Raw genomic sequence first — 17,998 nt, forward strand, 5'->3', positions numbered from 1 at the left:
AGAGGGCGTGACAAGTCTCAATCAGGGTTGCGGAACCAGTTCAGCACAAAGACGCGTATGGCCGATGCAAGACCCGTTTCCGGGTCGCGGGCCACATCAATTTCAGCCGCCAAGACATTGATTGGCTTACCTTGTTCCTGAGCGATCTCGCGAAAAGCACGCCAGAATTCATCCTCGAGTGATACCGAAGTTCGGTGTCCTTTCAGGGTCAGAGAGCGTTTGACAGGACGGCCGCTCATTCGTCCAGCTCATGATTGTCGAGGTCGCGCTTTTGTTTTTTCTGTTGAAGCTTCACGACTTCTTTTTCAGCTTTTGTACGCCCAAATGCGACGGCGTTCCGGTCAGCGCGGGCCTTTCTTTCGGCCCGCGCTTTTTCCTTTCGATACCGGTTCAGAGTGACCGGCTTGCCCATCAGTCTTTTGGGCCGATCATCTGTTCGGGGCGGACGACAGCGTCAAAGGTCGCTTCGTCCACAAAGCCCAGCGCGATGGCTTCTTCCTTGAGCGTGGTACCGTTCTTGTGGGCGGTTTTCGCAACGGTGGTCGCATTGTCATAACCGATGGTAGGGGCAAGCGCCGTGACCAGCATCAGCGATTCCTTCATCAGCTTGTCGATGCGCGGCTCGTTCGCTTTGATGCCCATTAGCATCCGCTCGGTAAAGCTGTCGGTGGCATCCCCCAACAGCTGGATCGATTGCAGCAGGTTGTAGGACATCATCGGATTGTAGACGTTCAATTCGAAATGCCCTTGCGACCCGGCAAAACTCATCGCCGCGTTGTTGCCCATCACATGCGCGGCGACCTGCGTCAGCGCTTCGGCCTGCGTCGGGTTTACCTTGCCGGGCATGATCGACGAGCCGGGCTCATTTTCCGGCAGAATCAGCTCACCCAGGCCGGAACGAGGCCCGGAGCCCAGGAAACGAATGTCGTTTGCGATCTTGTAGCAGCTGCCGGCAATCGTCGCCAAAGCGCCCGAAAGGAAGACCATGGCATCATGCGCGGCCAGCGCTTCGAACTTGTTCGGCGCCGTCACGAAGGGCAGGTCAGTGATCTGGGCCATATGCCCTGCGACCGCTTTGTCCCAGCCGTGCTGGGTGTTCAGGCCGGTGCCAACGGCCGTGCCGCCCTGGGCCAGTTCATAAATCCCCGGCATCGCCGCATGTACGCGTGCGATTCCCTGACGAATCTGGTGGGCATAGCCACTGAACTCCTGACCCAAGGTCAGCGGTGTCGCATCCTGCGTATGGGTTCGGCCGATCTTGATGATGTCCTTGAACTCCCCGGCCTTCTGCTCGAGCCCGGACGCCAGTTTTTCAAGGCCGGGAAGCAGGACGTCGCGTACGCTCATCGCTGTTGCGATATGCATGGCGGTTGGGAAAGTATCGTTCGACGATTGTCCCATGTTGCAGTGGTCATTCGGGTGTACCGGGTCTTTGGAACCGATCTTGCCGCCCAGAATCTCGATGGCTCGGTTGGCGATGACCTCGTTCGCATTCATGTTCGACTGTGTGCCCGAACCCGTCTGCCACACGACCAACGGAAAGTTGTCGTCGAACTTGCCCTCGATCACCTCGCCTGCGGCCTGAATGATCGCATCTGCTATCTTTGCGTCCAGCTTGCCCGTTGCCTTGTTTTCCATGGCGCAGGCTTTCTTGATCACGCCCAGCGCGCGCACGATGGCGACCGGCTGTTTTTCCCAGCCGATGGGAAAATTCATGATCGAGCGCTGCGTCTGTGCGCCCCAATACTTGTCGGCAGGAACCTCGAGCGGGCCAAAGCTGTCGGATTCTGTGCGGGTTTGAGACATCGGTCACTCCGTCTGGTATGCAGTTGTATGCCGTTTAGCCGCAGCCACGCCGTGACGCAATCGGCCAGTTGCGCGCACCTTAAACTTAAGGGCGTCAAAGGTATAGGCGCGGGGTGCGTCACTTTAATCGTCATAGGCGGGGAATGTGCATTGTTTGCCGATACCGCTGGGCTACAATGGAGCAATAGACGCCATGGAGGACAAAATGCCAGATTTCCATCGCCTTACGCTTGGAAAAGCAGTCGCGATACTTGCAGTTTGCGCTTTGTGGCTGTCGGTTCTGAGCGCAGCGGCCCGCGCGGCAGACATTACACCGTTCACAGGAGATTATATCGGTTCAGCCGAAGTTGTGGACGCGGATGGCACGACAACGCCCCGCGACATGAGCGTTTCCATCTTCGAGACCAAGAACGGTTTCAACGTCAGTTGGCGGACGACGACATACAAGTTGGATGGACGCGTAAAGGAACAGAAGTTCTCGATTGATTTTGTTCCGTCGGATCGACCGGATGTGTTTTCGGCGGCGATGAAACGCAATGTCTTTGGTCACGAAGTCCCGTTGGACCCGATGAAGGGCGAGCCATTTGTATGGGGCCGCATCGTCGGCGAAACACTGACCGTGTTTTCTTTGTTCATTGACGAGGACGGAGGATATGAGTTGCAGCAATTCGACCGCACGCTTGCACAAGGTGGGCTGAACCTCGCGTTTTCACGATTCATAGATGGTCAAAAATCACGATCGGTCGAGACTTTCCTAATGAAACGATAAACCCCGCGCCGGGCGGGGTTTGAAGGTTCACTTCCGAAAGCTGTCCAGCGACACGATATCCGCATCGTGATGTATTTCTTCGTCTTCGACTTCGATGTCGTCTTCGATGATTTGATCTTCTTCGATTTCGTCTTCCGGGCTTTCGAAGCGAAGGCCGAATTCCACGGATGGGTCCACGAAAGTCTTGATTGCGGAATAAGGGACGTACAGCGGTTCTGGGGCATCGCCAAAGTTCAAAGTGATGCCAAAGCCGAGGTCACCGACTTCGAGGTTCTCGAACCAGTGCTGCATGACGATGGTCATTTCTTCGGGATAGCGTTCACGCAGCCAGTCGGCGATTTCCACACCATCTTCACGTGTGTCGAACGTGATGAAAAAGTGATGCGCCCCGGGTAAACCGGTTTCAGAAACGTCCTTCAGCACTGTTTTGATCAAGCCGCGCATGGCGGTGTGCATCAGGTTTCCATAGTCGATGCCTTGCGACATGTGTGATCCTCAAAAGTGGTTATGCTCAGCATAGGGGTTTTGTTCGGAAACGAAAGGGCGGGTACGACCGGATTGATCAGATATTGTGTGCAGCCAGGCCGGCAATCGACATCAGGGCAAGCACGGTTCCCATCCCTAATTTCAGTCGAAAAATCAAGGCCCCAGCAAGGATAGTTAGACCGAATGCGGTAAAATTCAACGCGGAAATCTGCGGCATGGGGATTGCCAGAGGACCCCATGATTTTTCAGACACCGATTCGAAAAGAACATTCAGGGCGAACCACACGGAAAGGTTGAGAATCACTCCGACGACGGCCGCGGTGATTCCATGAAGGGCCGCGGACAGGCGAGGACGCGCAGCCAGACGGTCAAGATATGGGGCCGCAAGAAAAATCCAAAGAAAGCACGGAACGAACGTCGCCCACAATGCAACCGCACCGGCTGCAAGCGCCAGCGTGAACCCGCCGGTCAGTTGCCCGGTCAGCATGGCGACAAACTGTGTGACAAGTATGAGCGGCCCCGGAGTCGTTTCCGCCAGACCCAGCCCATCAATCATCTGATCCGTGCTGATCCAGTGGTACTGGTCGACAACCGTTTGGGTCATATAGGCCAATACGGCATATGCGCCGCCAAACGTCACAACGGCGAGTCGGGCAAAAAACCACCCCAGATCGCTCAGCAGTTGATGGCCTGTGACGCTCAGAGTAACGAGCGGGCCCAACCAAAGGGGCAACCAGACAGCAATCGTTCGCAGAGACCGCGCCAGATGTGGTGTTCCTTCTCGCGTGGGAGTTTCTACGGGTCCTTTGAAGGTCACGTACCCCCAAGCTGCGGCAACGAATATGATCGCCGGAAAAGGAAGGTTCAGCAGAAAAATGGCCAGGAAGGACAGGATTGCGATTGTTCGATGCTCGCGATCATTCAATGCCTTGCGCGAAAGATTGCGGAGCGCCTGCAAAACGATGACGATGACGGTTGCCTTGATGCCCGTGAAGGCCGACTGCACTAAGGGAACATCGCCAAATACTGAATAGAGCGCGACCAGAACCGCAATCACCAACGCGCCGGGCAACACGAACAAGCTGCCGGCAATCAGCCCGCCGGCAACGCCGCGCAGGCGCCACCCCGCATAGGTTGCCAGCTGCATCGCCTCGGGGCCCGGCAGCAACATGCACAGAGACAGGGCGCGCAGGTAAGTCTGTTCATCCAGCCAGGGTCGGCGTTCGACCAATTCCTGATGCATCAAGGAAATCTGAGCCGCAGGACCGCCGAAAGACAGCAGACCGATCCTGCCAAAGACCTTGAAAATCTCGGCCAGTGTCGGTGTCATGACGTTCGCCCGGTGGGCCAGTCATGGCTTTCGTCAAACCCATCGCGCGCCCAGCGATACATCGCGTCGTAAAGCTTCATCCCGGCTTTCAGGTTTTCATGGTCATCGCGGTACTGCCTTGAAAGCCCGACAGACACCGCCAACAATCCCGCCGCTTCGGGTGCAAGCGCGTGCCGGTTCGTGTCCGCTGCCCGGATGACCGTCGCCAACCGGTCCAGCGCAGGGGAGTGAAGCTCGAATTCATCCAACATGGTGTCAAACGTGCAATTGTCGCCTCGGTGGCTCCAGAACGTGTTCTCGATATCAAAAGGTGACGCCCCGAAAACAGTCGCAACGCTTTCGACTTCGCCGGGTGCCACAAACAGGAACTTGGCGTCGGGATCAACAAACCTGCGTATCAGCCAGGGACATGCGATTCTGTCGATCTTGGGTTGGTGACGTGTGACCCACAGCGTATGGCCACCAATTCGATCAGGAATGCGTGTTGCGGGCACACGTGGAGCATCGACCATGTCGCGCCAGGCATGCATTCCACCTTCCAGATATTCGGCTTGATGCCCTTCGCTGCGCAACCAGGAGACAACGCCCTGGCTCAGCTTTTTGCCTTTTTGACAGATAATCACGACCGAACGGCCCGAGATCTTGCACAAAAGCCCCTGAAGATCCGTGGCCGGGTGCCGGATTGATGCGGGGATCAGATAGGGATCTTCTTCAAAATCGTCATTCAGGCAGACGTCGAATAGAACGGGCGCATTCGGAGTACCAATCAGACGCAGGAGTTGTTTGGGAGAAATAGAGTTGGGCGATGCCATGGCATGTTTCCTTGTGACCGCGGATACATGCGAAACTTGGGCTGTCGCCTCACGGGGCGTTCGCAATCTTACCCCATGGCACTTGCTAGCGCGCAAGGGTCATGGGGGTCAAGATTGCTTTGGGTTCACGCCCAGTCCAGGCGTTGCCCGGTCATGCATACGGGCAGGGTGTCCGATGGAAACTGGCCCAGCTCTTCAAAAAACGAGATGAAGTCAAAATGGTTGTAGGCTTCAACCATCTTTTCGGCCTTGAACCGCGCCATGACCTGGCCCGTGACTTCCAGTGGCGCGCCATTGTCAGCCCGAAAAGTACGAACATGCAGAATGGCAGAAACCCAGTCGCCGTTTTCTATGATCTTGGGCAATTCGACCTTGATGTCCCCCAGAATATGGCGGAACGCCATGACCAGATCTCGAAAATCGTCCGCACCGACCTGCATTTCCGGAATCAGCCCCTCGGCCATCGTTTCGGGTGCAAAGAACTGATCAATTGCTTCGGTGTTTCCATTTTCCCAAACTTCGGAGTACCACTTTCTGAGTTTCTCTGAATTCGTCATCCCAGTTCTCCTGTCCAAGTGCTGGCAAGATGGCAAAAAGGAATGAATAAACTCTGAATCTGCCAAGGGACGGGTGAACAAAATCAGACATGTGGGGGATTAATGCAGGTTTCTGTTGCCAGGTACCTGCGAACCCCGCCTTACGCGGCTAGGCGCAAGGGCTTAAGTTTCGGTCTTGCTACTGCTTACGCAGCAACTGCAACCGGAGCACGATTGTCGTTTGCAATTGTACTGTTTTCGCCGGTAACGGTGGCAGACAGCCGAGACAAAGCTAACCCCTTTAGACGTTCGTCGATCCTGTTTCGGCCCCAAAATCCCCAAACGAAGGATGGTTGGTGGAGCCGCCGGGTACCGCCCCCGGGTCCGATCCGCTTATTACGAGCGCGTTTATGTCCATAGTCCCGAAGGACGATTCTTATATAAGTGAGGTGATGGGTGGATGCAAACTCAGAATGAACTCAGCCGTATTTAACATTTCCAATCTGTTAGGTGGCTTTGTTGAAGTTTGCAGCGATGAGCCAGACGGCCAGAACCAGTTCGATTCCCCCAAAGATCAACGCCTTGGCCAAGGGGGGATTGTCCAGCGCGACTGACACAAACCGGCCCAGCGCCGCACCGGAATAGACAATGCCCAGCATGACATAGGCCATTGGGTTGTTCAGCCAGATAACGGCGATCCCCGTCACAACAAACAAACCACCGACCGAGGCGCGCATCTCGGACAACCCCATCGTGCTGTTGGTCGGGGCCAGATCCAGGGCCGACGCGGTGTGGGCCGGCGCCAGAAACCCGAATGCGCCGAACCCGATGGTCAGCAATGCCGCGATGACGTTCAGAGTTGCGACCATTCCGGCCCCCTTATGGTTCAGGCCGCGTAGGCGGCGTCAAAGAAATCACGTTCCAGTTCGACAGCGCGATGGAACAGTCGCGTGACCTCGGCCTGTTCGGCCGCATCCAGCGTCGGCCAGACGTTATCCAACTGACTGCGCAGATACTCCACGACGCTTTCGAACCCTTCGCCCGCATGTAGCGTGATCCATTCTGCAAACCAGAACGGCAAGCCGTCTTTGGGCGGGTTTTCTGGGCTGGCCCAGCTCAGATAAACCCATTCCGCCACGACGAGTACCGCCAGCATGTTCTGATAACGGCCAGAGGCTGCGGCTTCGGCCATCAGATCTTGAAACGCCCGCGTGGCAGGCGCGGGCTCGGTGCTGGGCTCAGTGCCCAAAGCGTCCATCGCGCGCAGGAAATAGGTGTTCTCGGGGCCTGTGATCACCGCCAGAAACTGCGCGGCCGGTACGCTGTCAGCAAGGGTCGGCGCATGCGCGATGGCGCTGGCCAAAAGACGCACGAAACCGTCGACGAACTGATAATCCTGTTGCAGATACCAGCGCATCTTGTTCTCGGGCAGGGTGCCGTCAGACAACTCGCGGGTGAAAGCATGGGTTGTGGCGGCCGTCCAGTCGTCGATTTTGCCCTGACGCAGCACTTCGGTTGGGCGGGTTTGGTCGTGCATTCGGAAGCTCCAGTTTTGTTTCGATGCAGACAAAGCGCGTTTCAAAACAAAGTACAAGGTCAGCCGAGGGCGGACCAAAGACCCAGACCACCGACCAGAATGAGGCTCAGGGCCCAGATGAGCTCCAGGTTGAACCAACTGCGCGACAGGAATTGCAGACCAAGCCAACGATAGACCGCAAAGGCCAAAAACCCGCCACCCAGAACCATGGCGGCCGTATGCAGCGCGGCGACGCCCAGAACCAAAAGGGTGTTCGTGGTCATGATCTGAGAAATCGCTTGATGGCCCGCGTCCAGTTCATCCACGGCACACAGGCCCAGATAGATTGGAACCAGCATCAGGGCAGCCCCGTGGGCAAGCGCCACAAGAAAAGACCACAGCGCGAGCCTGCTTGGCGGGATCCGCGAAAGAAAGCGGGGATGACGGCGGGTTATCGCGATGTACAGGCCCATGCCAATCACGACCAGAGCCGCGCCGATGCGGATTTCATTCTGATTATCGACCAGTACGGCCATCAGGGCAAAAGGAAGAAGTACGCCAAGCATGGCCACGAAATGCCCGCCAGCCAAAGCCGCGAGTGCACCCCAAAGCGCGGATTGGCGTTGTTCCATCAAAGCCGAAGACACCGCCAGCGGCCAGCCCATGCCGGGGTTCAGGCCGTGATAGGCTCCGCTCAGAACAACGGCCAGCCACAGGCCAGCCGTTGATGACATCAATAATTCCAACTCAGACCGACGGATAGCAGAAGCTGTCGGTTGAACAGTCTCCGCCCTCCAACCGTATCTGGTGGCTGCGATAGCCCTTGGGAAACTCTACCCAGAACTTCGGATCCAATGTCAGACCACCATTCTCGCCGACATCAGCCTTGACCATGGCCGCACCACCTTCCTCGGGGTAGAACTGATCGTCCCACGTGGAATAAAGCGAATTGGTCCAATAGACGCGTTTGCCGTCGCGGCTGATTTCGACCATCTGTGGACCATAGCCAAAGGTTTGACCATTTGGATGCTTTGTCTTTTTGACGATTCCGCCGATCTCGACCTTGCCTGCCAGGGTTGGGTTCATCGGGTCGGATACATCGTATTGATGCATCTCGCCGGTTCCCCAGCACGCGACATAGAGGTACTTGTCGTCCAGGCTTAGGTCGATATCAGTGACCAGCGGCGGAACGGCAGAGAAGCCCTTCAGAAGGTCAGGAAGATCATCAGGATCAGCGGGTTGCGGATCGATTGTTATGGTCTTCTTGGCTTCGAACGTGCCGTCATCATTGCGCCACCAGGTGAAGATCGCCCCTTGCAGGTTGGTCGTATCGACGACAACGCCGCAGAACCCGTATTGTTTTACGGGATCATGCGCGGGGCGGATTTCCAGGGCCATCTGATGGTTTTCGCCCAGATCGATGGTCTGAATATTCGTCCGGTTCCGAAGGTTCCAGAAATGGATCCGGTGGCCGTACTTGTTGGACAACAGATCCTCGGCCACCAGCCCGTTTTCGAATTGCGGCGGCAGGCCCCATTCGGAACTGACCATGTAGTCACGCGGCAGGTTCCACCAGAAATCATAATGCTTGTCCTGCACGCCGCGCTCGATCTCATAGCGCCCGATGATATCGAAGGTCTCGCAATCCATGATGAATATGCCCGGAGGGCCATCTGTGCCGTCGGGGCCGCCGCCACCAAGGGTGCTGACATAGATGCCCTCGGGCCCGCAATGGATCGTGTGCGGACGGGAATACCCTGTCTTTGCAAAGACTTCTTCGGGTTCGATGATCTTGTGAATCTTGGCCTCAAGCGGGTTCTTCACGTCAATGACATAAATCCGGCTGGACCGGATGCCCGGGATGATCAGATAGCGCCGCTCCAGAAACGCATGACCGCTCAGCGGCGACAGGGAAGAAGAACAGGCGTTCCAGCCAAAATGGTGAAACTCGTCGCCCTTTTCGGGCATGATCACCTGATGCACGATCTTTCCGAAATCGTCCGAGCTTGGATCGACATTCACAACCGCCAGCCCGTCGGGTTGAGAAAAGTCAGGGCTGAGCATCAGCGTGAATGCAAGCGTCTCGGCGGGGCCCTCCATCGCCAGTTTCGCGGATGGATAAAAACTAGGGTCCGGTCTTTGGTTCATAACGTCCTCCCGTAAGTCATTGAACTTCAATTCATATTGAAAGTTCCGATCTTGGCGCCGGATGAAAATCTGCCCGCTTTTTTGCCCCTTGTTCTGATCTTGTTTCGAATGCGGCCCTCAGGTCGGTTTACGTTTGCTTTCGGCCACGTCATGGGCCAGCCGTCGTGTGTAATGTTCCAGATCAACAAGTGCGGAGTCTACGGTGTCTGCGTCTTTTGCCTCAAGCGCGTCCACTATTCTGCTGTGCAGTCCGATGATCTCTTCGCGGGATCGCGCCGTGAATGTGATCATGTTCATCAGCGGTTGCATCGCTTCCACGGCGCCCGCCAGCTGATAGGACAGGACCGGGTTGCCAGCCCCATCCACCAGAGCGCGATGGAAAGTCACGTCCGAGGCGCAAAATGCCTCGTCCGTCAGGCCCGGTTGGGACTGGCGGAATATTTCTGCCCGCATGGTCGCCAGGTGATCTGCCGTGCGCCGCTGCGCTGACAAAGGCGCACAGGCCCTTTCTAGGGCATATCGCGCCTCGCATGCGGTATCGAAGCTGACCGCATTCATCGACAGCAGCAATGTCGAAGTCGTGACTTGCTGAGAATAGGCATCCTCAAAGCTCAGGCGATTCACGAACGCCCCGCCGGAAGCGCCGCGTTGTGTGCGGATCAAGGATTGCGCGGCCAGCCGTTTCAATGCCTCACGCACGGTCGGGCGAGAGACCTGGAACTGATCCGACAGCTCGGCTTCGGACGGCAGGCGCGCGTCCACGATCAGTTCACCCGATACGATCGCATCCCGAATAGCCTGGGCGATCTGGGCAGACAGGTCTGCGGTTTTCCGGGGCGCGGTTTTCATCTTCAGACGGCCTTGGGCAAATTTTTATTTGTCTGACATTTAAAAGTCTGACATTTGAAAAGCAAGGGAGTTGAGTCGGGAGGCCGAAGTGAGTCGTACGTGGCTGCGCAGCGGAATGTGGCTGGGCTTTTATGTTCTGATCTTGTGGGCGTGGTGGGTCATGTTCTCGATGAGCCGGGACATGGGCCTTGATCTGATCGGCCGTCCGGGGCCGATGGGGCAGGCGATGGCCGCGATGGATCCGCGCATGGACATGTACATGCCCATGGCCGAGTTCGGGCCGCTGTTTTCAATGTGGGCGATCATGATGGCGGCCATGATGCTGCCGACCCTGATCCCGACCCTGCGCAGTTACGATGACCTGATCCGCAGCGCAAATGGCAGCCGCGCCGGCTGGCTGGGGGTTCTGGCCGGGTATTCCATCGTCTGGGTCGGGTTTGCGGCCGTGATCGCAGGAATTCAGTTGGTTCTGCTGTTTGGCGGTGTTGTCGATATGCTGGGAATTGCCAAATCCGGATGGGTCGCGGGCGGCTTGATGATTGCCGTGGGCGCCTTTCAGTTTTCCCGCGCCAAAGAGGTGTGCCACGCTGTCTGCCATGCCCCGATGACCTATTTCCTGGGACATTGGAGAACCGGTTTTGCAGGTGGCGTGCGCATGGGCCTGGGTCTTGGCGCCTTTTGCGTCGGCTGTTGCTGGGGCTTTATGGCACTCGGCTTTGTAGGCGGTGTCATGAGCCTGTTGTGGATGGGGCTCGCGACCCTGTTCATGGTTTTGGAGAAACTTCCTCAGATCGGGCACGCCGTGACCCGTCCAATGGGGTTTGTGTTGATTGCGGGCGGTCTCGTCCTGCTCGTGTGTCCAATTAGCTACGGAGGATAAGCCAATGGCTAAAAACAGAAAACCAGATGCCGATCGGCTGCCCGTCAGTCAGCGTATCGACAGCCGCATGCCCAATCCCAAGCGGCGAGAGATGAGTCCGACGGAATGGGCCATCAAGGGTGAACTGATCCTGAACTGTTCATGTGACGTGTTTTGCCCCTGCGTGGTGTCGCTGGGCGCACATCCCCCTACGGAAGGTCACTGCCATGCTTGGATGGGCATCATCGTTGATGAAGGCCACTATGAAGGCGAGGATCTGTCGGGTCTGAATGTCGGCTTGCTGGTCGATATTCCGGGCCGGATGGGGGAAGGCCAGTGGAAAGTCGCCGCTTATGTCGACGAGCGCGCAAGCGGCAAGGCTTACAACGGATTGTTGCAAATCTTCAGCGGTCAGGCGGGCGGCACGACGGGTCTGTTTACCATGCTGGTCAGCGAGATCATCGGTGCGGAACGGGCGCCGGTCCAGATCGAGCGCGACGGAAACAAACGTCGGATCGCGATTGGTCGCAAGATACAGGGAGAGATCGAGATGCTTGCGGGCAAGGACCCGGAGCATCCGGTGATGGTCTCAAATTCCAAATACTGGATGGGACCTGACATCATCGTGGCGCGTGGCACCAAATCGAAGGTGCGAGACTATGGCCGGGTCTGGGACTTTGGCGGCAAGTCCGCTGAAATCTGCCCGATCGACTGGCACGGGCCCAAATGATGGTCACGGGCGGGTATGCGCAGGAAATGGCGCGTTACAATCGCTGGCAGAACAATCAGTTGGCAGAGTTTTTGCAATCTCTGACACCGAAGGAACTGACCCTTGAACGCGGAGCATTCTTTGGCTCGATTATGGGCACGGTGAACCATCTGCTGTGGGGTGACTGGATGTGGATGTCGCGTTTCGAAAAGCGCGACGGGCCAGATGGCAATATTCACAAGGCGGGCGGGGGTATCCATGAAAGCGTATACCTGTGCCCGGACCTGCAAAGCTGGTTGGCGTTACGCGAAAAGATCGATGCGCGTATCCTGAACTGGGCAGAAGGGCTGGGGGATGATCCGCTGACCGGCTCGTTCACGTGGTATTCCGCCGCAAAAGAGGCTGATGTCACAATGCCTTACGCGCTGTGCGTGATCCATTTCTTCAATCATCAGACCCATCACAGGGGGCAAGTGCACAAAATGCTGACCGAGACGGGCTCGGAAGCGCCTGTCAGTGATATCGTCTTTATGCCGCAGGAGGTATGAATGCCTCAGATTTCCGCCTCACGCCGCTTGCGGCGCACTCCGTTCTCTGAAGGAGTCGAAGCTGCCGGGGTCAAGGGCTATACGGTCTACAACCGTATGTTGTTGCCGACGGTTTTTGAAAGTGTTGAAGCCGATTACCGGCATCTTAAGACCCATGTGCAGGTCTGGGATGTGTCGTGCGAGCGGCAGGTTGAATTGCGTGGCCCTGATGCTGCGCGTCTGATGCAGATGCTGACCCCGCGTGATCTGCGCGGTATGCTGCCGGGGCAATGTTTCTATGTGCCGATCGTTGACGAAACCGGCGGCATGCTGAACGACCCGGTGGCGGTGAAGTTGTCCGAAGACCGATGGTGGATCTCGATTGCCGACAGTGATCTGTTGCTGTGGGTCAAGGGTATCGCCGTTGGGTACCGTCTGGATGTGCTGGTGGATGAACCGGACGTGTCGCCGCTTGCCGTTCAGGGCCCAAGGGCGGACGAGCTGATGGCGCGTGTCTTCGGGGACCGAGTGCGCGACATCCGTTTCTTTAAATTTGACATGTTCGAGTTCGAGGGGCGCGATCTGGCCGTCGCGCGATCCGGTTATTCGAAACAGGGTGGTTTCGAGATATACGTTGAAGGTGGCGATATCGGCATGCCTTTGTGGAACGCCCTGTTTGCCGCCGGCGAAGACCTGCACGTGCGCGCGGGCTGCCCGAACCTGATCGAACGCATTGAGGGCGGGCTGTTGTCCTATGGGAACGACATGACCGACGACAATACCCCGCATGAATGCGGTCTGGGAAAGTTCTGCAACACGCATACCGCGATTGGCTGTATCGGTCGGGATGCTCTGTTGCGTGTCGCCAAGGAAGGGCCGGTGCAGCAAATCCGGCCAATCGCCATAGCCGGTGAGCCTGTACCGGGCTGCGATCGTCCCTGGGACCTGTTTGCAAGCGGCAAGCGCGTGGGGCAGGTGACATCAGCGGCCTGGTCTCCGGATTTTGAAACCAATGTGGCGATCGGTATGGTGCGCCTGAGCCATTGGGATGCCGGGACGGAACTGGAAGTGGAAACACCGGCCGGGATGCGCCGCGCGACCGTGCAATCGCATTTCTGGATCTAGCAGAATCAAGGACGCTGCCGCGTCGACCTCGGGATATTTTGAACCAGCTGACGACATGGGCTGGTCGCTGAACACGAAAGGAATGACAGATGTTCAATGCACTTGTGATGGACAAGGATGAAGAGAGCGGACTTGCCACCGGCTCGATCAAACAATTGTCGGTGGATGATCTACCGCATGGTGATGTCACGGTTGCGGTCGAATATTCTACGGTGAACTACAAGGACGGCCTGTGCCTGTCTCCGAAAGGGGGCGGGCTGGTGCGGGCCTATCCGCATGTCCCCGGCATTGACTACGCCGGCACGGTCGAGGCCTCATCGGATGACCGCTACAAACCCGGAGACAAGGTTGTTCTGACCGGATGGCGCGTTGGTGAGGCACATTGGGGCGGCTATTCGCAAAAAGCCAACGCGCGGGCCGATTGGCTGGTACCGCTGCCCGATGGGCTGACAACGCGTCAGGCAATGGCAGTGGGCACTGCCGGGTTTACTGCGATGCTGGCTGTCATGGCGCTGGAGGATCATGGGCTGACCCCGGATCGTGGACCGGTATTGGTAACCGGGGCCGCGGGCGGCGTCGGGTCGGTGGCCACGGCCATTCTTGGCAATTTGGGCTATGAGGTCGCCGCGGTCACCGGACGGCCCGAAACCGGTGACTATCTGAAATCACTTGGAGCGACGACCATCGTGCCGCGCGACGACCTGAACGAGACCACAAAACGCCCTCTGGAAAGCGAAACATGGGCGGGCTGCGTTGACGCTGTGGGCGGCGCCATGCTGGCACGCGTTCTGGGCCAGATGAAATACGGATGCTCTGTTGCTGCGGTAGGTTTGGCAGGGGGGGCTGCTTTGCCTGCGACGGTGATTCCGTTCCTGCTGCGCGGCGTGAACCTTTTGGGCATCGACAGCGTGATGCAGCCCTATGACAACAGGGTGCGCGCATGGAAACGGATCGCCACGGATCTGCCGATGGACAAGCTTGAGGCGATGGTTCAACCGGCCGGTCTGTCCGATCTGCCGCAACTGGGCGCCGACATTCTGAAAGGTCAGGTCAAGGGCCGCGTCGTGGTGGATGTGAACGCCTGAGGCTGACCCATGAAAGCAACCTGGCCGAAGAAACTCGGCCAGGTTCCGGAAAACGATGTTTGTCCAAATTGGTCGCAACACCTCTGGCCATTGATACAATTCCCGATCATGATTGCTATACATCCCAATTGCGATGGCGTAAGACCCATCCAAAGAGTACCTGAAGACGGGGAGTGAGCAGAATGTCTGACGACTTCGAACTGGACACCAATGATCTGCAGCGCCGCATGGATGGCGCAATGGCCAATCTGAAAACCGAATTTGCATCATTGCGAACAGGGCGTGCTTCGGCCTCGATGCTGGAACCTGTCATGGTTGACGCTTACGGCTCGATGACACCGATCAACCAGGTGGGCACCGTGAACGTGCCCGAACCGCGTATGGTCACTGTTAACGTCTGGGACAAGTCACTGGTGGGTAAGGTGGAAAAGGCCATCCGCGAAAGCGGCCTTGGTATCAATCCGCAATTGAACGGAACCATCATAATGCTGCCGATTCCCGAGTTGAACGAAGAACGCCGCCGCGAGCTGAGCAAGGTCGCCGGTCAGTACGCGGAAAACGCGCGCATTGCGATCCGCAACGTGCGTCGCGATGGCATGGATCAGATCAAGAAGGCCAAGGCGGACGGCATGTCGGAAGATGACCAGAAGCTTTGGGAAAGCGAAGTTCAGGACATGACGGATGAGATGATCAAGGCCGTGGATGCTGCGCTCGAAACCAAGCAAGCCGAAATCATGCAGGTCTGAGCCGAACTGATGCCAAAAGACCCGCAAACCGAGCTGGAGTCCGGCCCGCGCCATGTGGCTATCATCATGGATGGCAATGGTCGTTGGGCGCAGGCACGCGGCCGTCCCCGGCTGTTCGGCCACCATGCCGGCGCGCGGCGCGTGCGCGAGGTTGTCGAGGCCTGCCCTGGTTTGGGGATCAAGTATCTGACGGTGTTCGCTTTTTCGACCGAAAACTGGAAGCGGACCCAGGTCGAGGTGGCCGGCCTGATGAACCTGTTCCGCCGCTATATCATCAAGGAAACCCGGACACTTGCGGATAATGGCATCCGCGTTCGGTTCATCGGAGATCGGGTCCGGCTGGATTCCAAGTTGATCGAGTTGATGGACTCGCTGGAAGAAGAAACCAAGAACAACGATCTGGTTCATTTGACCGTCGCGCTGAATTACGGTGGTCGCGACGAGGTCGCACGCGCCACCAAGCGTCTGGCACGGGATGTGGCTGAAGGGCGGCTGAAACCCGAAGAGGTGGATGAAGAAACTCTTCCTAAGTATCTGGATACGCGTGTTCTTCCTGATCCCGACCTTGTTATCCGAACCAGCGGTGAAGCGCGGATTTCAAACTTTCTTCTTTGGCAATCGGCTTACTCGGAATATGAATTCATCGACACCCTCTGGCCGGACTTCACTGCTGCTGAACTGGCCCGTCTGTGCCAGAATTACGGCACCAGAGATCGGCGGTTCGGAGCGGTTCTGGCATGAGAGACGGCCGATGGTCTGACCTGACAACACGGGTTCTTTCTGCTGCTGTTCTTGTCGTGATCGGATCAATCGAAGTCTGGCTTGGCGGGTGGTGGTTCGAAACCTTCATCGCCGCAGCCTGTGGTCTGATGACGTGGGAATTGGTTCGGATGATCGACCCGCAAGCCCGCGGCGTGGCTGTTCAATTGGGGATTCTGACAAGCATCACCGTGGTTCTCAGCTATCATCTGCCGACGATTTACACTTTGCCGGTCGTGCTTGCGCCTGCGCTTGTGGGAGTGGGGCAGATCAGTCGTTCGAAGGTTCTGTTCGGGATGTTCGTGGTCTGGATCGTCGGGGCCGGGCTGGGTTTCATTTCGATCCGCGAAAATTCCGGTTTTGGCTGGATGGTTTGGCTGATTGCTGTCGTGGTCGCCACTGATGTCGCGGGCTATTTCGTGGGCAAGGCGGTTGGTGGCCCGAAATTCTGGCCCAAGGTCAGCCCGAAGAAGACGTGGTCGGGAACCGCCGGAGGGTGGGCCGCCGCGGCATGTGTCGGCGCGGTTTTTGCAAGCCTGGCCGGCTTTGGATTCGCTTTTGTCGTTGTTTCCGTTTTGGCTTCAATGGCAAGCCAAGCCGGTGATATCGCTGAAAGTGCGGTCAAACGCAAGTTCGGTGTCAAAGACAGTTCGAACCTGATACCGGGCCATGGCGGCTTTCTGGATCGGTTTGATGGCATGATGGGGGCCGCGCTGTTCGTTCTGATCGCGGGGCTGATCTATTCGCCGGGTGAAATGTAATGCGAAAGGTATCTGTTATTGGAGCCACCGGGTCGATCGGGCAGAATACGATTGATCTGATTTCGCGTGCACCGTCCGAGTATGACGTCGTGGCCTTGACCGGTGGCGCCAATATTCAAAGACTTGCGGATGACGCGCGTCGGCTCGGTGCCGATATTGCCGTCACCGCTCATGAAGACCGGCTTGATGACCTGCGTTCCGCTTTGGCCGGCAGTGGCGTCGAGGCGGCTGCGGGCCCGCGTGCCATCGTCGAGGCTGCGGCACGTCCGGCGGATTGGATCATGTCGGCCATTGTCGGCTCGGCCGGGTTGGCGCCGGGCATCGAGGCGTTGAAACAGGGCACGACCCTCGCGCTGGCCAACAAAGAGACATTGGTCTGCGCAGGATCGTTGGTTCTGGAAACGGCCAAACGGCATGGTGCGCGATTGCTGCCGGTCGACAGCGAACATTCGGCGGTGTTTCAGGCTTTGGTCGGTGAAGACATCGAAACAGTCGAGCGTGTGATCATCACCGCCAGTGGCGGGGCGTTTCGTGATTGGCCCCTGAGTGAACTGGTGAACGCGACGGTGGAACAAGCCTCCTGCCATCCGAATTGGGATATGGGGCAGCGTATCACCATCGACAGCGCATCCATGTTCAACAAAGCGTTGGAAGTCATTGAAACAAAAGAATATTTTGGTGTCAAACCGGATCAGATCGAAGTGCTGGTGCATCCGGAATCCATAGTACACGCCCTGGTCGGGTATCGTGATGGTGCGGTGATGGCCCATATGGGGGCACCCGATATGCGCCACGCCATCGGTTACGCGCTGCATTGGCCCGAAAGACGGGAATTGCCGATACAGCGCCTTGACTTGGCCAAGCTGGGGCAGTTGCATTTCAACGCTCCGGATCTGGCACGTTATCCCGCATTGAAACTGGCCCGGGACGTGATGGCGCGTGGCGGCCTGGCGGGTGCTGTTTTAAACGCCGCGAAGGAACGTGCGCTGGATCATTTCATCGCGCGCCGGACCGGATTTCTGGATATGGCTGATGCCGTCGCCGCGGTTCTCGACAGGTTCGACGCGTCAGACAGCCTTATTGATGCCCCGATGACCCTTGATAACGTACAGCAAACAGACCATCTGGCACGTCAGTGGGTCGATGACGCTGTGGTGGAACGAGCAGGATAGAAT

General features: G+C 57.4%; 22 protein-coding genes and 1 other RNA gene. 10 read left to right on the forward strand and 13 right to left on the reverse strand.

Going from position 1 to position 17,998, the window contains the following annotated elements:
- Nucleotides 1-17: 17 nt before the first annotated feature.
- From ACR0FB_RS00810 to fumC, 3 genes are read right to left on the reverse strand one after another with little or no spacing between them, the layout of a single operon-like run.
- Nucleotides 18-239 (reverse strand): ribbon-helix-helix domain-containing protein, encoded by a 222-nt coding sequence (locus ACR0FB_RS00810; RefSeq protein ID WP_152457905.1) that lies wholly within the window; start codon nt 237-239, stop codon nt 18-20.
- Nucleotides 236-412 (reverse strand): DUF4169 family protein, encoded by a 177-nt coding sequence (locus ACR0FB_RS00815; RefSeq protein WP_480619324.1) that lies wholly within the window; start codon nt 410-412, stop codon nt 236-238. The genes ACR0FB_RS00810 and ACR0FB_RS00815 overlap by 4 nt, the downstream gene beginning before the upstream one ends.
- Nucleotides 412-1,806: a class II fumarate hydratase gene (gene fumC / locus ACR0FB_RS00820; RefSeq protein WP_480619325.1), complete on the reverse strand. Its 1,395-nt coding sequence runs from the start codon at nt 1,804-1,806 to the stop codon at nt 412-414. The genes ACR0FB_RS00815 and fumC overlap by 1 nt, the downstream gene beginning before the upstream one ends.
- A gap of 205 nt (nt 1,807-2,011) precedes the next feature.
- On the opposite strand from fumC, the gene ACR0FB_RS00825 reads away from it, so the two are divergent.
- Nucleotides 2,012-2,575: a hypothetical protein gene (locus tag ACR0FB_RS00825; RefSeq protein WP_171632634.1), complete on the forward strand. Its 564-nt coding sequence runs from the start codon at nt 2,012-2,014 to the stop codon at nt 2,573-2,575.
- Between the two features lie 27 nt (nt 2,576-2,602).
- Here the strand turns inward: ACR0FB_RS00825 and ACR0FB_RS00830 are convergent, their stop codons facing one another.
- The 10 genes from ACR0FB_RS00830 to ACR0FB_RS00875 all read right to left on the reverse strand — a co-directional run bounded on the left by ACR0FB_RS00830 (nt 2,603) and on the right by ACR0FB_RS00875 (nt 10,252).
- A complete protein-coding gene (locus tag ACR0FB_RS00830) occupies nt 2,603-3,061 on the reverse strand; it encodes an SspB family protein (protein WP_171632630.1) in 459 nt (152 codons plus the stop codon).
- A gap of 76 nt (nt 3,062-3,137) precedes the next feature.
- On the reverse strand, nt 3,138-4,391 hold the full coding sequence (gene chrA / locus ACR0FB_RS00835; RefSeq protein ID WP_171632627.1) for a chromate efflux transporter: 1,254 nt from the start codon (nt 4,389-4,391) through the stop codon (nt 3,138-3,140).
- Nucleotides 4,388-5,203, reverse strand: coding sequence for a chromate resistance protein ChrB domain-containing protein (locus ACR0FB_RS00840; RefSeq protein ID WP_480619328.1), 816 nt, complete (start codon nt 5,201-5,203; stop codon nt 4,388-4,390). The genes chrA and ACR0FB_RS00840 overlap by 4 nt, the downstream gene beginning before the upstream one ends.
- Nucleotides 5,204-5,328: 125 nt before the next feature.
- Entirely contained in the window at nt 5,329-5,760 is a 432-nt protein-coding gene (locus tag ACR0FB_RS00845; RefSeq protein WP_480619330.1) for an ester cyclase, read from the reverse strand.
- A 101-nt stretch (nt 5,761-5,861) separates the two neighbouring features.
- Nucleotides 5,862-6,209, reverse strand: a transfer-messenger RNA (tmRNA) gene (gene ssrA / locus ACR0FB_RS00850).
- Nucleotides 6,210-6,245: 36 nt separating this feature from the next.
- Complete coding sequence (locus ACR0FB_RS00855) at nt 6,246-6,608, reverse strand: DUF4345 family protein (protein ID WP_152457913.1); 363 nt, start codon at nt 6,606-6,608, stop codon at nt 6,246-6,248.
- A 17-nt stretch (nt 6,609-6,625) separates the two neighbouring features.
- Entirely contained in the window at nt 6,626-7,276 is a 651-nt protein-coding gene (locus tag ACR0FB_RS00860) for a TenA family protein (RefSeq protein ID WP_480619332.1), read from the reverse strand.
- 59 nt (nt 7,277-7,335) lie between these two features.
- Entirely contained in the window at nt 7,336-7,989 is a 654-nt protein-coding gene (locus ACR0FB_RS00865) for a hypothetical protein (protein ID WP_480619334.1), read from the reverse strand.
- Nucleotides 7,990-8,002: 13 nt separating this feature from the next.
- Nucleotides 8,003-9,403 (reverse strand): selenium-binding protein SBP56-related protein, encoded by a 1,401-nt coding sequence (locus ACR0FB_RS00870; RefSeq protein ID WP_152457916.1) that lies wholly within the window; start codon nt 9,401-9,403, stop codon nt 8,003-8,005.
- 117 nt (nt 9,404-9,520) lie between these two features.
- On the reverse strand, nt 9,521-10,252 hold the full coding sequence (locus tag ACR0FB_RS00875; protein WP_171723319.1) for a FadR/GntR family transcriptional regulator: 732 nt from the start codon (nt 10,250-10,252) through the stop codon (nt 9,521-9,523).
- A 115-nt stretch (nt 10,253-10,367) separates the two neighbouring features.
- Here ACR0FB_RS00875 and ACR0FB_RS00880 point away from each other — a divergent pair, with 115 nt between their 5' ends.
- The 9 genes from ACR0FB_RS00880 (at nt 10,368) to dxr (ending at nt 17,995) form a co-directional block, all read left to right on the forward strand.
- On the forward strand, nt 10,368-11,132 hold the full coding sequence (locus tag ACR0FB_RS00880) for a DUF2182 domain-containing protein (protein WP_480619997.1): 765 nt from the start codon (nt 10,368-10,370) through the stop codon (nt 11,130-11,132).
- A gap of 4 nt (nt 11,133-11,136) precedes the next feature.
- Nucleotides 11,137-11,841: a DUF1326 domain-containing protein gene (locus ACR0FB_RS00885; protein ID WP_152457918.1), complete on the forward strand. Its 705-nt coding sequence runs from the start codon at nt 11,137-11,139 to the stop codon at nt 11,839-11,841.
- Complete coding sequence (locus ACR0FB_RS00890; protein ID WP_480619336.1) at nt 11,838-12,368, forward strand: DinB family protein; 531 nt, start codon at nt 11,838-11,840, stop codon at nt 12,366-12,368. The genes ACR0FB_RS00885 and ACR0FB_RS00890 overlap by 4 nt, the downstream gene beginning before the upstream one ends.
- Entirely contained in the window at nt 12,369-13,472 is a 1,104-nt protein-coding gene (locus ACR0FB_RS00895) for a dimethylsulfoniopropionate demethylase (RefSeq protein WP_480619338.1), read from the forward strand. It abuts the gene before it with no gap.
- Nucleotides 13,473-13,561: 89 nt separating this feature from the next.
- Nucleotides 13,562-14,557: an acryloyl-CoA reductase gene (gene acuI / locus ACR0FB_RS00900; RefSeq protein WP_152457920.1), complete on the forward strand. Its 996-nt coding sequence runs from the start codon at nt 13,562-13,564 to the stop codon at nt 14,555-14,557.
- 182 nt (nt 14,558-14,739) lie between these two features.
- The gene (frr, locus tag ACR0FB_RS00905) at nt 14,740-15,303 is read left to right on the forward strand and encodes a ribosome recycling factor (protein WP_171632603.1); all 564 of its coding nucleotides are present in this window, start codon (nt 14,740-14,742) and stop codon (nt 15,301-15,303) included.
- Between the two features lie 9 nt (nt 15,304-15,312).
- A complete protein-coding gene (locus ACR0FB_RS00910; protein WP_171116012.1) occupies nt 15,313-16,044 on the forward strand; it encodes an isoprenyl transferase in 732 nt (243 codons plus the stop codon).
- On the forward strand, nt 16,041-16,823 hold the full coding sequence (locus ACR0FB_RS00915) for a phosphatidate cytidylyltransferase (RefSeq protein ID WP_480619341.1): 783 nt from the start codon (nt 16,041-16,043) through the stop codon (nt 16,821-16,823). Before ACR0FB_RS00910 ends, ACR0FB_RS00915 begins: the two co-directional genes overlap by 4 nt.
- Nucleotides 16,823-17,995 (forward strand): 1-deoxy-D-xylulose-5-phosphate reductoisomerase, encoded by a 1,173-nt coding sequence (gene dxr, locus ACR0FB_RS00920; protein ID WP_480619343.1) that lies wholly within the window; start codon nt 16,823-16,825, stop codon nt 17,993-17,995. Before ACR0FB_RS00915 ends, dxr begins: the two co-directional genes overlap by 1 nt.
- Nucleotides 17,996-17,998 lie beyond the last annotated feature (3 nt).

The sequence above is a fragment of the Ruegeria sp. P10 genome (assembly GCF_056534925.1).